This is a genomic window from Pseudomonas benzenivorans (assembly GCF_033547155.1).
GTDB classification, from domain to species: domain Bacteria; phylum Pseudomonadota; class Gammaproteobacteria; order Pseudomonadales; family Pseudomonadaceae; genus Aquipseudomonas; species Aquipseudomonas benzenivorans_B.
On the sequence record NZ_CP137892.1, the window covers coordinates 3,661,470 to 3,678,438 of the forward strand.

13 protein-coding genes are annotated in these 16,969 nt (G+C 67.3%); 5 read left to right on the forward strand and 8 right to left on the reverse strand.

Annotated features, from left to right (window positions below; all coding sequences use genetic code 11):
* Positions 1-351 precede the first annotated feature (351 nt).
* The 3 genes from SBP02_RS16920 to SBP02_RS16930 all read left to right on the forward strand — a co-directional run bounded on the left by SBP02_RS16920 (position 352) and on the right by SBP02_RS16930 (position 6,376).
* Entirely contained in the window at positions 352-4,494 is a 4,143-nt protein-coding gene (locus tag SBP02_RS16920; RefSeq protein WP_318646365.1) for a sensor domain-containing protein, read from the forward strand.
* 124 nt (positions 4,495-4,618) lie between these two features.
* Complete coding sequence (gene glyA / locus SBP02_RS16925; RefSeq protein ID WP_318643530.1) at positions 4,619-5,872, forward strand: serine hydroxymethyltransferase; 1,254 nt, start codon at positions 4,619-4,621, stop codon at positions 5,870-5,872.
* Between the two features lie 129 nt (positions 5,873-6,001).
* Positions 6,002-6,376, forward strand: a complete 375-nt coding sequence (locus SBP02_RS16930) for a PilZ domain-containing protein (RefSeq protein WP_318643531.1) — start codon at positions 6,002-6,004, stop codon at positions 6,374-6,376.
* A gap of 50 nt (positions 6,377-6,426) precedes the next feature.
* Here SBP02_RS16930 and radA read toward each other — a convergent pair whose 3' ends face one another.
* Both radA and SBP02_RS16940 read right to left on the reverse strand, forming a co-directional pair.
* On the reverse strand, positions 6,427-7,791 hold the full coding sequence (gene radA / locus SBP02_RS16935) for a DNA repair protein RadA (RefSeq protein ID WP_318643532.1): 1,365 nt from the start codon (positions 7,789-7,791) through the stop codon (positions 6,427-6,429).
* 248 nt (positions 7,792-8,039) lie between these two features.
* Entirely contained in the window at positions 8,040-8,288 is a 249-nt protein-coding gene (locus tag SBP02_RS16940; protein ID WP_318643533.1) for a YdcH family protein, read from the reverse strand.
* Between the two features lie 174 nt (positions 8,289-8,462).
* Here SBP02_RS16940 and mscL point away from each other — a divergent pair, with 174 nt between their 5' ends.
* The gene (mscL, locus tag SBP02_RS16945) at positions 8,463-8,876 is read left to right on the forward strand and encodes a large-conductance mechanosensitive channel protein MscL (protein ID WP_318643534.1); all 414 of its coding nucleotides are present in this window, start codon (positions 8,463-8,465) and stop codon (positions 8,874-8,876) included.
* A 45-nt stretch (positions 8,877-8,921) separates the two neighbouring features.
* On the opposite strand, the gene SBP02_RS16950 is transcribed toward mscL, so the two are convergent.
* The 3 genes from SBP02_RS16950 to SBP02_RS16960 form a co-directional block, all read right to left on the reverse strand.
* On the reverse strand, positions 8,922-10,478 hold the full coding sequence (locus SBP02_RS16950) for a TerC family protein (protein ID WP_318643535.1): 1,557 nt from the start codon (positions 10,476-10,478) through the stop codon (positions 8,922-8,924).
* 280 nt (positions 10,479-10,758) lie between these two features.
* A complete protein-coding gene (locus SBP02_RS16955; RefSeq protein WP_318643536.1) occupies positions 10,759-11,535 on the reverse strand; it encodes a ferredoxin--NADP reductase in 777 nt (258 codons plus the stop codon).
* Between the two features lie 87 nt (positions 11,536-11,622).
* Positions 11,623-12,618 (reverse strand): DctP family TRAP transporter solute-binding subunit, encoded by a 996-nt coding sequence (locus SBP02_RS16960; protein WP_318643537.1) that lies wholly within the window; start codon positions 12,616-12,618, stop codon positions 11,623-11,625.
* Between the two features lie 374 nt (positions 12,619-12,992).
* Between SBP02_RS16960 and SBP02_RS16965 the strand changes: the two genes are divergently transcribed.
* Positions 12,993-14,117: a class I SAM-dependent methyltransferase gene (locus tag SBP02_RS16965; RefSeq protein WP_318643538.1), complete on the forward strand. Its 1,125-nt coding sequence runs from the start codon at positions 12,993-12,995 to the stop codon at positions 14,115-14,117.
* 95 nt (positions 14,118-14,212) lie between these two features.
* On the opposite strand, the gene SBP02_RS16970 is transcribed toward SBP02_RS16965, so the two are convergent.
* Genes SBP02_RS16970 through SBP02_RS16980 form a run of 3 tightly spaced genes read right to left on the reverse strand, consistent with a single transcriptional unit; the run spans position 14,213 to position 16,810 of the window.
* Entirely contained in the window at positions 14,213-14,356 is a 144-nt protein-coding gene (locus tag SBP02_RS16970) for a DUF2474 domain-containing protein (protein ID WP_318646366.1), read from the reverse strand.
* A 10-nt stretch (positions 14,357-14,366) separates the two neighbouring features.
* Entirely contained in the window at positions 14,367-15,374 is a 1,008-nt protein-coding gene (gene cydB / locus SBP02_RS16975; protein ID WP_318643539.1) for a cytochrome d ubiquinol oxidase subunit II, read from the reverse strand.
* 2 nt (positions 15,375-15,376) lie between these two features.
* Positions 15,377-16,810, reverse strand: coding sequence for a cytochrome ubiquinol oxidase subunit I (locus SBP02_RS16980; RefSeq protein ID WP_318643540.1), 1,434 nt, complete (start codon positions 16,808-16,810; stop codon positions 15,377-15,379).
* Positions 16,811-16,969: the final 159 nt, after the last annotated feature.

The following is a 16,969-nucleotide window of genomic DNA, read 5'->3' on the forward strand; positions in this document are numbered from 1 at the left end:
CGGGCCTGGGCAGGGACGGCAACCAGACCGTCCGGCAGGCGCGCGGTCCTGCGCGTGCGACGTCTGCCGCCCCCTGCGCGCGTGCGGCAAAACTACCGGAATGCGCCGTGCAGGGCAAACCGCGCTCGTCGGCTACGCTGGCACTTTGCTGAGGTTATGGCATGCTAGCCTGCTTTTCGTGCGTACCAGGCCATGCGCGCTCAGCCCCGCCTGCCTTCATCGAGCAGTAGCAGCAGGATCAGCCCCGTGTCGACAGCCCCACCCCTGCCCCTCCCGAGCGCAACGGGCGAGCCGCCGCCTAGGCCGCTGCGCGGCTCGGTCAAGGGCGCCCTGGTAGCCCTGGTGCTGGGCATGCTGGCGCTGCTGCTGTGGCAACTGCACCTGGAGTCGCAGCAGCTGCGGGACAACCAGCGCCGGCTCAACCACAGCCTCAACGCGCAACTGGCCAACCACCTCAGCCTGAGCATGGACCTCAAGGCCCGCGCCGGCCTGGCGATTCTCACCCCCTTTGCCCAGCCCCCCGACTCGACCGCGGCACGCGAGGCCGTCCTGAACCACCTGCGGGCCGTCTTCCCGACGCTGCACAGCCTGGCCTGGCTCGGCCCTCGCGGCGGCATCCGCAGCGACAGCCAGGGGCTGGCCGAGGACGCTCTGCTTCTCGGCCAGCTGGTCCGGCGCAGCCAGGGCGAGCCCTACTACTACAGCTTCAGTCCCGGCGGCGGCGAGCGCATCTACCTGCTCCTGCGTCAGGCCGAGGGGGGCGGGCCGAGCGGCTACTGGGCCCTGCGCCTGAGCACCGCGGCGCTGCGCAAGTGGCTCTACGAGCACCACCAGAGCGAACACCAGTGGCTGCTGGAGGACCGCCTGACGCAGCGGGTAATCGCTCGCCATCAGGCACAGCCGTCGCCCTTGCCCGCCACGCTCCCGCCGGTGACCGCCGAAGACCAGGCCCAGAGCATCCTGCTGACCCCGCTCAAAGGCAGCGACTGGCAGCTACGGGCACTATTCAACGAGCACAGGGTGCGCGCGCAGCTGTTGCCGAAGCTGGCGGCCAAGTTTGCCCTGTTCAGCCTCTGCACCCTGCTCACCCTCCTCGCCCTGTACCGCCTGCTGCGCGAGCAGCGTCGGCTGCACGAGCTCAACGCCACCTCGCGGCGCTCGCTGCACCAGGCCGCCAGTGCCCTGAGCGCCATCGAGGAGCGCGTCCTGGTCAGCGACGGCCACGGCCGGCTCGCCTACCTCAACCCCCAGGCCGAGACCCTATTCGGCACGACCAGCCAGGACGCCCAAGGCCGACACCTGCTGGAACTGATTCCACACCTCGATCCCCTGCTGCTGCACGACACCGCCTTTCACAGCGAGCAGGACCCCGACCTGGTGGAAATCCAGCAGGACGGCACGAGCCGGCTGTTCGCCATCAGCCGCAGCGAACTCGGCGAGCACGGCGGGCGCCAGGGCTTCGTCTGGGTGCTGCGCGATGTCACCGAGGAACAGCAGGCCACCCGTGTGCTGAAGGAAACCCGGCGCCGCTACCAAGACATCTTCGAGGGCACCGGCACGGCACTGTGCGTGCTCGACCTGTACGAGCTTCGGCTCTACCTGCAGCAGTTGCACCTGCATGACCGCGCCAGCCTGGATCGCTGGCTGCAGGCTCACCCGCAGCGCCATGGCGAACTGCTGCAGCGCATGCGCCTGACCGAGACCAACCAGGTGGCGCTGCGCCTGCTCGGCGTGAGCTGCGCCGAACAGGGCTGGCAGCACCTGATCGACAGCGGCCCGCTGCGCCCCGAGGGATTCCGCCAGCAATTGCTCAACGCCCTGCTCGACGGCGCCGCCCAGCTGGAGCAGGAATTCAAGATCACCACGCCGCAGGGCCAGGAGCGCCACCTCTGGCTGGTCCTGCGCCTGCCGGACAACCCCGACGACCTGCGTGCGGTGACCCTGAGCCTCAGCGACATCACCAGCCGCAAGCGCATCGAGCTGTCGCTGGTCGAGCGCGAGCGCTTCTGGTCCGATGTGGTCCGTGCCGTGCCGGACACCCTCTATGTGCACGATGTGAGCAACAAGAAGGTGCTGTTCAGCAACCACCACCTGGGCCTGCAGCTGGGCTACAGCGAGGCCGAACTGAACGGCATGGGCGAGGCCTTCTGGGAACACATCCTGCACCCGGACGACAGCGACTACTACTGGCGCATCCGCAACCTGCAGCAGGTGGTGGGCGACGGCCTGTTGCTCGAGTCGCAGTTGCGCTGGCGCCGCCAGGATGGCGCCTGGCGCTGGTTCAGCATCCGCGAGCAGGCCCTGCGGCGCGACGAGGCCGGACGCGTCAGCCGCCTGCTCGGCATCGCCAAGGACATCACCGAACAGATCGAAAGCAGCGAGTCACTGCGCGACAACGAGCAGCGCTACCGCCTGCTGGCCGAAAGCATCAGCGACATGATCTTCTCCACCGACAACGGCCTGCGCCTGAACTACGTCAGCCCCTCGGTGCAAGCGGTTCTGGGCTACACCACCGACTGGGTGCTGGCCAACGGCTTCCGCGGCCTGGCCACCAACCCGACGCAGCTGGCGAGCCTGGACCGCCTGCTCGATCAGATACGCGGCGCCCTCGCCACACCGCAGCACATGGCCGAACTGCGCCAGCAACTGCAGCCGCAGCTCTTCGTGTTCGACTGCCTGCGCGGCGACGGCCACAGAGTTCCGGTGGAGGTGCGCCTGGTGCCCATGTGGGACCAGTACGGTCGCTTCGAGGGGCTGCTCGGGGTCGGCCGCGACATCGCCCAGCAGCGCCGCGCGGAGAAGGACATGCGCATGGCCGCGACGGTGTTCGAGCACTCCACCGCGGCGATCCTGGTCACCGACCCGGCCGGCTATATCGTCCAGGTCAACAAGGCCTTCAGCCGCGTCAGTGGCTACGCCTCGGCCCAGGTGCTCGACCAGCTGCCGGGCATGCTCACCGCCGACCGCCAACAGGCCAGCCACCTCGAGTACATCCTCGGCCAGCTCAACCAGCGCGGCAGCTGGGAGGGCGAGGTGTGGCTCAAACGGCGCAACGGCGAAACCTTCCCGGCCTGGGTCGGCATCACCGCGGTGCAGGACGAGGACGGCGACCTGGTCAGCTACGTGTGCTTCTTCAGCGACATCAGCGAGCGCAAGGCCAGCGAGCAGCGCATCCACCGCCTGGCCTACTACGACGCCCTGACCCAGCTGCCCAATCGCACCCTGTTCCAGGACCGCCTGCACACCGCCCTGCAGCATGGCGAACGGCACCAGGAGTGGGTGGTGCTGATGTTCCTCGACCTCGATCGTTTCAAGCCGATCAACGACTCCCTCGGCCACGCCGCCGGCGACCGCATGCTCAAGGACGTGGCCGTGCGCCTGGCCGCCTGCGTCGACGAGGACGACACGGTGGCGCGCATGGGCGGCGACGAGTTCACCCTGCTGCTGCAATCGTCCGTCAGCCGCGAGAGCGCCCTGAACCGGGCGATCCACGTCGCCGAGCAGATCCTAGCCAGCCTGGCCCAGGCCTTCGTCCTCGAGGGCCGCGAATTCTTCGTCACCGCCAGCATCGGCATCGCCCTGAGCCCCCAGGACGGCAAGGAGCTGAGCCAGCTGATGAAGAACGCCGACACCGCCATGTACCACGCCAAGGAACGCGGCAAGAACAACTTCCAGTTCTACCAGGCCGACATGAATGCCAGCGCCCTGGAGCGCCTGGAGCTGGAGAGCGATCTGCGCCACGCCCTCGAACAGGGCGAGTTCGTGCTGCACTACCAGCCGCAGTTCGCCGGCAACGGCCAGCGCCTGACCGGGGTCGAGGCCCTGCTGCGCTGGCAGCACCCGCGCCGCGGCCTGGTGCCACCGGACGACTTCATCCCGGTGCTGGAAGAGCTCGGCCTGGTGGTGCAGGTCGGCGACTGGGTGCTGGCCGAGGCCTGCCGCCAGCTCAAGAGCTGGCACCAGGCGAAGATCCGCGTGCCCAAGGTGTCGGTCAACCTGTCGGCCCGGCAGTTCGCCGAGGGCGATCTGGACCGGCGCATCGCCGCGATCCTCGCCGACAGCGGCGTGGCCCCGGCCTGCCTGGAGCTGGAGCTGACCGAGAGCATCCTGATGCAGGACGTGACCGGTGCCCTGGGCATCCTGGCCGACCTCAAGCGTCTGGGCCTGTGCCTGGCGATCGACGACTTCGGCACCGGCTACAGCTCGCTGAACTACCTCAAGCAGTTCCCCATCGACGTGCTGAAGATCGACCGCAGCTTCGTCGACGGCCTGCCCGATGGCGAACAGGATGCGCAGATCGCCCGCGCCATCATCGCCATGGCCCACAGCCTGAACCTGGCGGTGATCGCCGAGGGGGTGGAGAGCCAGGCCCAGCTGGACTTCCTGCGCCAGCACGAATGCGACGAGGTGCAGGGCTACCTGCTCGGCCGGCCCATGCCCGCCCAGCAGTTCGCCGCCCAGTTCGGCGGCGGCGCGCTGTTCATGCTGGGCTAGCCGCCCCCTGGATGAATCCCGCTCGCGCGGCCCATGACCGCCATTCACGCCCCACCTCGGCTGCAATGGGGTAGAATCCGCGCCCTCTTTCAACCGTCCAGCTGATTTGCCAGGGGATTGCCATATGTTCAGCCGTGAATTGAACCTCGCCCGTTTCGACGCCGAATTGTCTGCCGCGATGGCGCAGGAAGCCCAGCGCCAGGAAGAACACATCGAGCTGATCGCCTCGGAAAACTACACCAGCCCGGCGGTGATGGAAGCCCAGGGCAGCGTGCTGACCAACAAATACGCCGAAGGCTACCCGGGCAAGCGCTACTACGGCGGCTGCGAGTACGTCGACGTGGTCGAGCAACTGGCCATCGACCGCGCCAAGCAGCTGTTCGGCGCCGACTACGCCAACGTCCAGCCGCACTCCGGCAGCCAGGCCAACGCCGCCGTGTACATGGCCCTGCTCAACGCCGGCGACACCGTGCTGGGCATGAGCCTGGCCCACGGCGGCCACCTGACCCACGGCGCCAGCGTCAGCTTCTCCGGCAAGATCTACAACGCCGTGCAGTACGGCATCGACGCCGACGGCCTGATCGACTACGACGAGGTCGAGCGCCTGGCCGTCGAGCACCAGCCGAAGATGATCATCGCCGGCTTCAGCGCCTACTCCCAGGTACTGGACTTCGCCCGCTTCCGCGCCATCGCCGACAAGGTCGGTGCCTACCTCTTCGTCGACATGGCGCATGTCGCCGGCCTGGTCGCCGCCGGCGTCTACCCGAACCCGGTGCCGTTCGCCGACGTGGTCACCACCACCACCCACAAGACCCTGCGCGGCCCGCGCGGCGGCCTGATCATCGCCCGCAAGAACGAGGAGCTGGAGAAGAAGCTCAACTCCGCGGTCTTCCCCGGCGGCCAGGGCGGCCCGCTGGAGCACGTGATCGCCGCCAAGGCGGTGTGTTTCAAGGAAGCCCTGCAGCCCGAGTTCAAGGCCTACCAGCAGCAGGTGGTGAAGAACGCCCAGGCCATGGCCGGGGTGTTCATCGAGAACGGCTACGAGGTGGTCTCCGGCGGCACCCAGAACCACCTGTTCCTGCTCAGCCTGATCAAGCAGGACATCACCGGCAAGGACGCCGACGCCGCCCTGGGTCGCGCCTTTATCACCGTCAACAAGAACAGCGTGCCGAACGATCCGCGCTCGCCCTTCGTCACCTCGGGCCTGCGCATCGGCACCCCGGCCGTGACCACCCGCGGCTTCAAGGAAGAGGAATGCCGCGCACTGGCCGGCTGGATCTGCGAGGTGCTCGCCAACCTGGGCGACGAGGCCGTGGAGGGCCGCGTGCGCGAGCAGGTCAAGGCGCTGTGCGCGAAGTTCCCGGTCTACGGCCAGTAAACCGCCTGCGTCACGCAGAAGCCCGCCACTCGGCGGGCTTTTTCTTGATCCAGCCTGGACAACTCAAGAATGCCGCGCCAGCGGCCCGAGCCTTAGCTATAGTGGACGCAATCGTCCAGGAGTCTGTAGATGAGTGAAATCAGCCAAGAGCGTCGACGCTTCCAGCGCATCGACTTCGACGCCCCCACCGAGATCGTCCAGGGCGAGCAGCGCTGGCCGGCCGAGTTGCACGACCTGTCCCTCAAGGGCCTGCTGATCAGGCGTCCGGCGGACTGGAACGGCGATGCCGAACGCCCCTTCGAGGCCCTGATCGAGCTGGGCGGCGATATCCGCGTACGCATGGAGGTGGAACTGGCGCGCAGCCAGGACGATCTGCTGGGATTCATCTGCCGGCATATCGACCTCGACTCGATCAGCCACCTGCGCCGCCTGGTGGAACTCAACCTCGGCGACGAGGCCCTGCTGGAGCGCGAACTGGCGGCCCTGGGCGACGAACAGGCCTGAGGGGCGAGCAACATCGCAGAAGGGGCGCCACGGCGCCCCTTCTCGTCTGCCTATTCGAACAAGGCATCCAGCGCCTGCTCCAGGCGCGTCACCGCGATGATCGAGAGCCCCGCCGGGGCCTCCTTGGGCGCGTTGCCCCTGGGCACTATGGCGCGCTTGAAACCATGCTTGGCCGCCTCCTTGAGGCGCTCCTGACCGCTGGGCACCGGGCGGATCTCGCCGGACAGGCCCACCTCGCCGAACACCAGCAGGTCGCTGGCCAGCGACCGGTTGCGCAGGCTGGAAATCACCGCCGCCATCAGCGCCAGGTCCGAGGCCGTCTCCAGCACCTTGACCCCGCCGACCACGTTGAGGAACACGTCCTGGTCGTAGGTGGGGATCCCGCCGTGACGGTGCAATACCGCCAGGAGCATGGCCAGGCGGTTCTGGTCCAAGCCCAGGGTGACCCGACGCGGATTGCCCAGGTGGCTGGTGTCGACCAGCGCCTGCACCTCCACCAGCATCGGCCGGGTGCCCTCCCAGGTGGCCATCACCACGCTGCCCGGCACCTCCTCCTGGGCGCGGGTGAGGAAGATCGCCGAGGGGTTGGTGACCTCCTTCAGGCCCTTGTCGGTCATGCCGAACACGCCCAGTTCGTTGACCGCGCCGAAACGGTTCTTCACCGCCCGCAACAGGCGCAGGCGGCCGTCCGACTCGCCCTCGAAATACAGCACGGTGTCGACCATGTGTTCGAGCACCCGCGGCCCGGCCAGGGCGCCCTCCTTGGTCACGTGGCCGACCAGGAAGATCGCCGTACCGCTCTGCTTGGCGAAGCGCACCAGCAAGGCGGCGCTCTCGCGCACCTGGGCCACTCCGCCGGGGGCCGACTGCAGCTGCTCGGTGAAGATGGTCTGGATCGAGTCGATCACCATCACCTTGGGCTTTTCCAGACGCGCGGTGGCGATGATGGCCTCGATGTTGGTCTCGGTCATCACCTTCAGGCGATCCTCCGGCAGGCCCAGGCGCCGCGCGCGCATGGCCACCTGCTGCTGCGACTCCTCGCCGGTGACGTAGAGCGCCGGGAAGCGCGTGGCGATGTTGCACAGGGTCTGCAGCAGGATGGTCGACTTGCCGATGCCCGGGTCGCCGCCGATCAGCACCACCGAACCGTCCACCAGGCCGCCACCGAGCACCCGGTCCAGCTCGCCCGAGGCGGTGGAGAAGCGCGGCATCTCCTCGACGCTGACCTCGGCCAGGGTCTTGATCTGCGCCTGCTGGCCGGCCCAGCCGGTGCGCCCGCTGGGGGTGCTCGCGCCGCTCTCCAGCAGGGTCTCCACCAGGGTGTTCCAGGCCCCGCACTCGCCACACTGGCCGGCCCATTTGGGAAAGGTCGCGCCGCACTCGGTGCAGCCGTACATGCGCTTGGCCTTGGCCATCACGGACTCCGTCGGAGGAAAACGCGCATCATAGCCTGTCACGTCGAGCGAGCGAGACGGCAGCGACAGCCCAGGCGCAATCGCCCGCACGACAGCGGCCACGCACAGACCGCCCCTTGCTCGGGAAAAAACTCGAATGGGTGGGAAATACTGCAAACAGCGATTGAGGTTCGCGCGCCGTACCGCGACCTCCGAAGGCGGCCCCGGACGACTCCCCCGCCGGGAACCGGTTCCGGCCTGCGCTCAGCTCATTTGCTGGCGCCGTTGCTCAACATCGCGGCGACTTCGTCCTTCAGACTGACCCGCTGCATCTTCAGCCCCAGCAACTCCATCTCGTCCATGGCGACCCGGCCGTCTTCGACCTCATAGATGCGCTTGTCCAGCTCCTCATACTCCCGGGCCAGCCGGGCGAAGTGTCCGTCAGCCTGGAACAGGGCGCGCATCTGCGCTTCGAACTGCGGGAATTCACGGCTGAGCGGATGATATTGCAATGGCATGGCGGCATCCTCTGGCTGGGTGTATTTACCATCAGCCTAGCTCAGCTCGGGCCTTTCCACCGGGCGCCCGGACCAGCGCCACTCCGCGCCCTGGCCCAGGGTCTGGCCTGCGCTGCCCTGGCAAGGTCACGCGCCTGGATTACACTCAGCCGAACACACCCAAGGAGCGACGGCATGAGCATACTCGGCGAATTCAAGGCCTTTGCGGTCAAAGGCAACGTGGTGGACATGGCAGTGGGCATCATCATCGGCGCGGCGTTCGGCAAGATCGTCTCCTCCTTCGTCGCCGACCTGGTGATGCCACCGCTGGGCATCCTCATCGGCGGCGTGGACTTCTCCGACCTGGCCATAGTGCTCAAGGCCGCCGAAGGCGACCTGCCGGCGGTGACCCTGGCCTACGGCAAGTTCATCCAGACCGTCGTCGACTTCGCCATCATCGCCTTCGCCATCTTCCTCGGCATCAAGGTCATCAACCGCCTCAAGCGCGAGGAAGAGGCCGCCCCCGCCGCTCCAGCGGCACCGACCAAGGACCAGCAGCTGCTCGCCGAGATCCGCGACCTGCTCAAGGCCCAGCAACGCAACGAGTGACGGCCGCCTGGCCGCTCACATCGGCTCACTAAGCGCAGGTGCGCCTCATTCGGCGGTGCGCGGCCGCAGCAGCAGCTTGCTGACCCGACGATCCTTGACCGCGGTCACCGTCAGGTGCCAGTCGCCATGCTCCAGCTGATCACCGATCAGCGGCAGGCGATCGAGCAGGCTCATGGCCAGTCCGGCCAGGGTCTGGTAGTCGTCACAGGGACTGACGGCGAAGCCCAGGCGGTTACGCAGCACTGCCAGATTGATCGCGCCATTGACCCGGTAACCGCCTTCCACCGGTTCGATATCCGGCCCCTGCACCTCGCTGGCGTCCGGCAGTTCGCCGGCAATCGCCTCGAGGATATCGGTGAGCGTCAGCAACCCCTCGAAGCCGCCGAATTCGTTGACCACGAAGGCCACATGGGTCGAGGCCTGACGCATCTGTTCCAGGGCCGCGAGAACCGAGACGCCGTCCGGCAGGTTGAGCGGTACTCGCACCAAACTCTCGATGTCCGGCTGCTCGCCCTTGAGCAGCGCCTTGAATAGCTCTTTCTTGTGCACATAGCCGAGCGGCTCGTCGCCGGCAGCGCGACGGCTGACCAGCAGGCGCGAATGCGGCGAGTCGAGCAACGCCCGATGAATCTTCTCCGGTGGTGTATCCAGGTCGATACGGTCGACCTGCATGCGATCGGTCATGACCCTCTGAATCGACTGCTCGGCCAGCCCCAGTACGCCGCGGATCATCACCCGCTCGCGCCGGTCGAACAGCGCTGCCCCGCCGCCACTGCCGTCGAGCATGTCGGCGATCTCCTCGCCCACCTCGTTGGCCTCGACCTTGCCGCCGAGCAGGCGCAGCACGGCATGGGCGGTGCGTTCGCGCAGGCTGCGCTCGCCTTGCAGGTGGCGTTTGCGACGGACCCGGGCGAGCTGGTTGAACAGTTCGATGAGGATCGAGAAGCCGATGGCGGCGTAGAGATAGCCCTTGGGAATGTGAAAACCCAGACCCTCGGCGGTGAGGCTGAAGCCGATCATCATCAAGAAGCCCAGGCACAGCATGATCACCGTGGGCCGCGCGTTGACGAAGGCGGTCAGCGGCTTGCTGGCGACCAGCATCAGGCCCATGGAGATGACCACGGCGACCATCATCACCTGCAGCTCGTCGACCATGCCCACCGCGGTGATCACCGCATCCAGGGAGAACACCGCATCGAGCACGATGATCTGCGCCACCACCGGCCAGAAGCGGGCGTAGCCGCGGTTGCCGCCGGGTTTGTGGCTGCTGCCCTCGAGGCGCTCGTGCAGCTCCATGGTGGCCTTGAACAGCAGGAAGATGCCGCCGCCGAGCATGATCAGGTCACGACCGGAGAAGGTCTTGCCGAAGATCTCGAGCAGCGGCTCGGTGAGGGTCACCAGCCAGGCGATGCTGGCCAGCAGGCCGAGGCGCATCAACAGGGCCAGGCTCAGGCCGATCAGCCGGGCGCGGTCGCGCTGCTCGGGCGGCAACTTGTCCGCGAGGATGGCGATGAACACCAGGTTGTCGATACCCAGGACGATTTCCAGGACGATGAGGGTCAACAGACCCAGCCAGGCCGTAGGGTCGGCTATCCATTCCATTTACAGGGATGCTCTTGCGAAGGAAAGAAGGGGGCAGCGGGTCCAGCCGAACGCCCGCGCGGGCGGCACGACAAGGCTCGGCTGGAAGAGGAAAGATCAGGGCTAAATGACTGACGCGGCACAGACCGGACGGTCGAGCCTTTTTGCTGGGGTGCCCCCGGACCGATTGCCGAGGGCGGTCTACTGCTATCGCTGTCCATACAGGCCATAAAAAGCAAACACGGCCGGCGACTCTACAGAATTGCCCAGACGGCGCTAAGCCGAGATTCGTTACCAGTTCTTACCAGTAGTTCTCCACCGCCACCTGGCCCGGCCGGCGGGTCAGGCTCAGGTGCAGGTCACGCCGCTTCAGCAGCGCCCGGGTGTCGTCGATCATCTGCGGATTGCCGCAGAGCATCAGCCGCGAATGCTCGGGACTCAGGGTCAGGCCGGCGGCCTGCTCCAGCTCACCGTTGTCCAGCAGGGTGGTGATGCGCCCATGCAGACAGCCCGGGGCCCGCTCGCGGGTGACGGTGGGCAGGTAGGTCAGCTTGTCGGCGTATTCGGCCAGATACTCCAGTTCGCCGATGCCCTGGATGAGCGCCTGGTAGGCCAGCTCGCTGGCGGTGCGGGCGCTGTAGACCAGGACGATGCGTTCGAAGCGCTGCCAGGCCTCGAAGTCCTGCAGCAATGACAGGAAGGGCGCCAGGCCGGTGCCGCTGGCCAGCAACCAGAGATCGCGGCCGTCGGCGAAGCGGTCGAGGGTGAGGAAGCCGAAGGCCTGCTTGTCCACCAGCAGGCTGTCACCGGCCTGCAGCCGGCTCAGCTCCGAGGTGAACTCGCCGCCCGGCACCACGATGGAGAAGAACTCGAGGAACTCGTCGTGGGGCGCCGAGACCATCGAATAGGCGCGCCAGACCAGGGAGCCGTCGGCCTTCTGCACGCCGAGGCGGGCGAACTGGCCGGCGCGGAAACGAAAGCCCGGGTCGCGCGAACAGCGCAGGCTGAACAGGCTCGGCGACCAGACGCGCACCTCGCTCAGGGTCTGGCGGGTGAACTTCTCTTCGCTGACGGTCATTGCATGCCCCCGGGTCGCGGATAGGCCTCCAGTGTTGCGCAAAGTCCGCCCGATAAACACCCGCAGCCACTGCGGCTATTGCCGGGCTCAGCGGCGGTTGACGGTCTGCGCGGCGCGCAGCACATCGGCGCCGATCTGCGCCTCGTAGCGCTGCCACAGCGGCTGCATCGCCTGGCGCCAGGCGGCCAGTTCGGCAGGCGTCAACTCGATCAACTGGGTCCGGCCGGCCGCCAGCAGCTGTGCCCGGTCGCGCCGGTTGAGTTGCTCGGCCGCACGGCCCACCGCGAGGCTGACCTCCTCGATGATCGCCTCCAGCTCGGAGCGAATACGGAAGGGAATGCCGTTCCAGAAGGTCGAGTTGCTCACCAGCATGTAATTCAACGAACCGTGGGCGGTTTCGGTGACGAAGGGCTGCAGCCGGTCCAGTTGCTGGCTGGCGATATTCGACCAGGGATTCTCGGCGCCCTGCACGGTGCCGTTCTGCAGCGCCGCGACGGTGTCGGCGAACGGCAGCTTGACCGCCTGGGCGCCGAGCTGGTCGAACTGGGCCGCCAGCACCTCGGACGGCTGGATACGGAAGGCCAGCCCCTTGGCGTCCGCCGGCAGGCGCAGCGGGCGGTTGGCGGACAGCTGCTTCATGCCGTTGTTCCAGTAGGCCAGACCGTAGATGTTGTGCTGCGCCATCGAACGCAGCAGCTCGCGGCCCTTGTCGCGCTTCTGGAAGCGCTTGACCGCGGCCAGGTCGTCGAACAGGAATGGCAGGTCGAACAGCTGCAATTGCTGGGTGTAGGCACCGAACTTGGACAGCGAGGGCGCCAGCAGCTGTACCTGGTTGCTGCGCAGCGCCTCGAGCTCATCGGCGTCGCCGAACAGCGTGGCGTTCGGGTAGACCTCGACCGCCACCTCGCCTGCCAGGCGCTCTTCCACCAGTTTCTTGAACAGCAGCGCGCCCTGGCCTTTGGGAGTGTCCTGCGCCACGACATGGGAGAACTTGATGACGATCGGTGCCTTGGCCTCGGCCAGAGCCGCATGGGATGCCAGCAGCGACAGGGAACAGAACAGGGCTAACAGGGGTTTGAACATCGACTTTCCTTATGCGATGGCACGCCGGGAAGCCCTCTGCAACGGCAGGGGCCTCAACGGTTTGGGCTTTTCGGGGTGACGGGCCGAAGCCATCGGCAGGCGGGTGCCGGACGCTCGACCATCATGGGCTACCAGGTCGTATCTGCGCGGAGCTCAGAGGCCTGGTTATTATTGGCACGCCGGCCGGCATGACTCGGCGGTATCGAATACGACCGACGGGCCGGCAGGGGGGCGGCATTCTTCGGCAAAGCGCGGTGAGGTACAAGAGTCGTTTTGCCGGACGAGCTCTCAGTTTCGAGACTTTTCCGGCACTTGGGTCGACAATAGCGCCGGCTACCCCGCCGCTCTCGTCATCCTGCCAACCCGAGTTACCGATGCCCCTATTCTCCAGCCCCTTCGCTCAGCTCGAGCTGATCCGCCACCCCGAGCAACCCAACGAGCCGCTGCAGGCCTTCGATGCGGCCGACGAGTACCTGCTGTCGCATCTGGCCGAACAGGGCCTGCCCGCCGCTGCGCGTCTGCTGGTGCTCAACGACAGCTTCGGCGCCCTGGCCGCCAGCCTGGCCGGCCGGGCGCGGGTGACCAGCAGCGGCGACTCCCATCTGGGTTACCTGGGCCTGACGGTGAACCTGGCGCGCAACCGGCTGGCGGGCGATGCGGTGGACTTCGTCCCGGCCAGCGAGACGCCGCAAGGGCCGTTCGACTGGGTGCTGATCCGCGTGCCCAAGACCCTGGCCCTGCTGGAGGAGCAGCTGATCCGCCTGCACGGTCAGCTGGCGCCGGGCGCGCGGGTGGTGGCGGCAGCCATGGTCAAGCACCTGCCGCGGGCCGCCGGCGACCTGCTGGAGCGCTACATCGGCCCGGTGCAGGCCTCGCTGGCGGTGAAGAAGGCGCGCCTGCTGTTCGCGACTCCCGAGAAGAAGGCGGCGCCCGTCTCGCCCTACCCGACCCGCTACCGCCTGGAGCAGCCGAGCCTGGAGCTGCTCAACCACGCCAATCTGTTCTGCCGCGAGGGCCTGGACATCGGCACCCGCGCCCTGCTGCCGCACCTGCCCAAGCACCTGGGACGCATCCGGGTGGCGGACCTCGGCTGCGGCAACGGTGTGCTCGGCATCGCCTACGCCCTGGGCAGCCCCCAGGCAGAAATGACCCTGGTGGACGAGTCCTATATGGCGGTGCAGTCGGCGCGGGAGAACTGGCGCGCGGCCCTGGGCGAGCGGCCGGTGAGCATTCGCGCCGGTGACGGCCTGGCCGAGCAGGACGCCGACTCCCTGGATCTGGTGCTGTGCAATCCGCCCTTCCACCAGCAGCAGGTGGTCGGCGACTTCCTCGCCTGGCGCATGTTCCAGCAGGCCCGCGCCGCGCTGGTCAAGGGCGGCGAGCTGTGGATAGTCGGCAACCGCCACCTGGGCTACCACGCCAAGCTGGGGCGCCTGTTCCGCGGCGTCGAGCAGGTGGCGGCCACGCCCAAGTTCGTGGTGCTCAAGGCGACGAAATAGCGGCGATCAGGCGTAGGGTGGTCGGCCACCCCGTGGAAAACCGCGCAGCGTTTTCCACCGTTCTTGGTTGGTGGATGTAAAAAGCGACATCCACCCTACGGCGTGCCCAGCCCCGCTGCGCTCATAAACAGGCGCAGCAGCCCGGCCACGGCAGCCAGGGCCAGCACGCTGGCGCTCCAGATCAGCGCCAGCCAGGCCAGGCGCTGCCACAGGGGTTTCTTCTCGCCCGTGTCGCTCATCCCGCGGCCCTCAGTGGTAACCATCTTCCACCCGCACCTTGCCGCGGAACACGTAGTAGCTCCAGGCCGTGTACATCAGGATGAAGGGGATGATGAACAGCGCGCCGACCAGGATGAAGCCCTGGCTCTGCGGCGGCGCGGCGGCGTCCCAGATGCTCACCGAAGGCGGGATGATGTTCGGCCACAGGCTGATGCCCAGGCCGCTGTAGCCGAGGAAGATCAGCGTCAGGGTCAGCAGGAACGGCGAGTAGTTGGCGTTGCGCGCCACCGCCCGCAACAGCGCCCAGGTGCAGACCAGCACCAGCACGGGCACCGGCATAAACCAGAAGAGATTCGGCAGACTGAACCAGCGCTGGGCGATCTCCGCATGGGCCAGGGGCGTCCACAGGCTGACGATGCCGGTCACCGCCAGCAGGACGATTACCAGCGGCCGCGCCAGGTCGTGCATCTGCTGCTGCAGGCGGCCCTCGGTCTTCATGATCAGCCAGGTGCAGCCGAGCAGCGCGTAGGCGGCGATCAGCGCCAGGCCGCAGAACAGCGAGAAGGGCGTCAGCCAGTCCAGGGCGCCGCCGGCATAGGCCCGGTCCACCACCTCGAAACCGTCGATATAGGCGCCCAGGGCCACCCCCTGGAAGAAGGTCGCGGCCAGCGAGCCGCCGATGAAGGCCTTGTCCCAGATATGCCGCTTGGCCGCCTTGGCCTTGAAGCGGAACTCGAAGGCCACGCCGCGGAAGATCAGCCCCAGCAGCATCAGGATCAGCGGCAGGTACAGGGCACTCAAGACCACCGCATAGGCCAACGGGAAGGCGCCGAACAGCGCCGCGCCGCCGAGCACCAGCCAGGTCTCGTTGCCGTCCCACACCGGCGCCACGGTGTTCATCATCACGTCGCGCTCGCCGTCGTCACCGACGAAGGGGAAGAGGATGCCGATCCCCAGGTCGAAGCCGTCCATGACCACGTACATCATCACCCCGAAGGCGATGATCACCGCCCAGATCAGCGAAAGATCGATACCCATGTTCAGTTCCTCTCAGTCTGCAGGTGGTCGCCGTCCTCGTCGTCCTCGGCGGCGGACAACGGCCGCGACGGCGTGCGCGGCTGACCGGGGCCGCCATGGGCCACTTCCCTGCCCTCGTCGGTGACCGGGCCCTTGCGCACCAGGCGCATCATGTAGCCCAGGCCCGCGCCGAACAGGGCGAAATACACCACCACGAACAGCGCCAGGGTCAGGCTCATCTGCGCCAGGCTGTGGCCGGAGGAGGCATCTGCGGTGCGCATCAGGCCGTGCACCACCCAAGGCTGGCGGCCGACCTCGGTGGTGAACCAGCCGGCGAGGATGGCGACGATGCCCGAGGGCCCCATCCACACCGCCAGATGGAGGAACGGCCGGCTGTGGAACAGGCCGCCGCTACGGCGCAGCCACAGGCTCCACAGGCCGGTGAGGATCATCAGTAGACCGAGGGCGACCATGATGCGGAAGGTCCAGAACACCAGGGTCGAGTTGGGCCGGTCCTCCGGCGCGAACTCCTTCAGGGCCGGCACCTGCTGATCCAGGCTGTGGGTCAGGATCAGGCTGCCGAGGGCCGGAATCTCCAGTTTGAAGCGGGTCTGCTCGGCCTCCATGTCCGGCCAGCCGAAGAGGATCAGCGGGGTCGGCTCGCCGCTGCTGTTGTCCCAGTGGCCTTCCATCGCGGCAATCTTCGCCGGCTGGTACTTGAGGGTGTTGAGGCCGTGCAGGTCGCCGATGAAGGCCTGGACCGGCGCGACCAGCAGGGCCATCCACATGGCCATCGACAGCATCTTGCGGATCGCCGGGTTGTCGCGGCCGCGCAGCAGGTGCCAGGCCGCCGAGGCGCCGACGAAGAAGGCGGTGGCGAGAAAGGCCGCGGTGGCCATGTGGGCCAGGCGATAGGGGAACGAGGGGTTGAACACCACCGCCAGCCAGTCCACCGGAATCACCCGGCCGTCGACGATCTCGAAGCCCTGGGGGGTGTGCATCCAGCTGTTGGAGGCGAGGATCCAGAAGGTCGAGATCAGCGTGCCGATCGCCACCATGACCGTGGAGAAGAAGTGCAGGCCGGGGCCGACGCGGTTCCAGCCGAACAGCATGACGCCGAGGAACCCCGCCTCGAGGAAGAAGGCGGTGAGCACCTCGTAGGTCAGCAGCGGCCCGGTGACCGCCCCGGCAAAGTCGGAGAAGGCGCTCCAGTTGGTGCCGAACTGATAGGCCATGACCAGGCCGGAGACCACGCCCATGCCGAAGTTGACGGCGAATATCTTCGACCAGAAGTGGTAGAGGTCGCGGTAGACCTCCTCGCGGGTCTTCAGCCACAACCCTTCGAGCACCGCCAGGTAACTGGCCAGGCCGATGGTGATGGCCGGGAAGATGATGTGGAAGGAGATGGTGAAGGCGAACTGGATGCGGGCCAGGTCGAGCGCCTCTAAGCCAAACATGCAACATCCTCGTGCGGGGTGCTGGGGCGGAGCGGCGGGCCCGTTCGTCTACAGCAGACAAACCCGACAGCCGCCTTGATCCGGATCAATAAACGCCTACAGCGTAACGCCGCGCCCCGCGCCCGCCGCTGTGGTTATTTGTCGCGCAGCCCCCTTGCC

Excerpts from the sequence above, each read along its gene's own strand:
- glyA (WP_318643530.1), top strand. The coding sequence starts at position 4,619 with ATGTTCAGCCGTGAATTGAACCTCGCCCGTTTCGACGCCGAATTGTCT.
- SBP02_RS16940 (WP_318643533.1), bottom strand. The coding sequence starts at position 8,288 with ATGCCATTGCAATATCATCCGCTCAGCCGTGAATTCCCGCAGTTCGAA.
- SBP02_RS16960 (WP_318643537.1), bottom strand. The coding sequence starts at position 12,618 with ATGTTCAAACCCCTGTTAGCCCTGTTCTGTTCCCTGTCGCTGCTGGCA.
- SBP02_RS16980 (WP_318643540.1), bottom strand. The coding sequence starts at position 16,810 with ATGTTTGGCTTAGAGGCGCTCGACCTGGCCCGCATCCAGTTCGCCTTC.
- mscL (WP_318643534.1), top strand. The coding sequence starts at position 8,463 with ATGAGCATACTCGGCGAATTCAAGGCCTTTGCGGTCAAAGGCAACGTG.
- SBP02_RS16955 (WP_318643536.1), bottom strand. The coding sequence starts at position 11,535 with ATGACCGTCAGCGAAGAGAAGTTCACCCGCCAGACCCTGAGCGAGGTG.
- SBP02_RS16920 (WP_318646365.1), top strand. The coding sequence starts at position 352 with ATGCTGGCGCTGCTGCTGTGGCAACTGCACCTGGAGTCGCAGCAGCTG.
- cydB (WP_318643539.1), bottom strand. The coding sequence starts at position 15,374 with ATGGGTATCGATCTTTCGCTGATCTGGGCGGTGATCATCGCCTTCGGG.
- SBP02_RS16930 (WP_318643531.1), top strand. The coding sequence starts at position 6,002 with ATGAGTGAAATCAGCCAAGAGCGTCGACGCTTCCAGCGCATCGACTTC.
- radA (WP_318643532.1), bottom strand. The coding sequence starts at position 7,791 with ATGGCCAAGGCCAAGCGCATGTACGGCTGCACCGAGTGCGGCGCGACC.
- SBP02_RS16970 (WP_318646366.1), bottom strand. The coding sequence starts at position 14,356 with ATGAGCGACACGGGCGAGAAGAAACCCCTGTGGCAGCGCCTGGCCTGG.
- SBP02_RS16950 (WP_318643535.1), bottom strand. The coding sequence starts at position 10,478 with ATGGAATGGATAGCCGACCCTACGGCCTGGCTGGGTCTGTTGACCCTC.
- SBP02_RS16965 (WP_318643538.1), top strand. The coding sequence starts at position 12,993 with ATGCCCCTATTCTCCAGCCCCTTCGCTCAGCTCGAGCTGATCCGCCAC.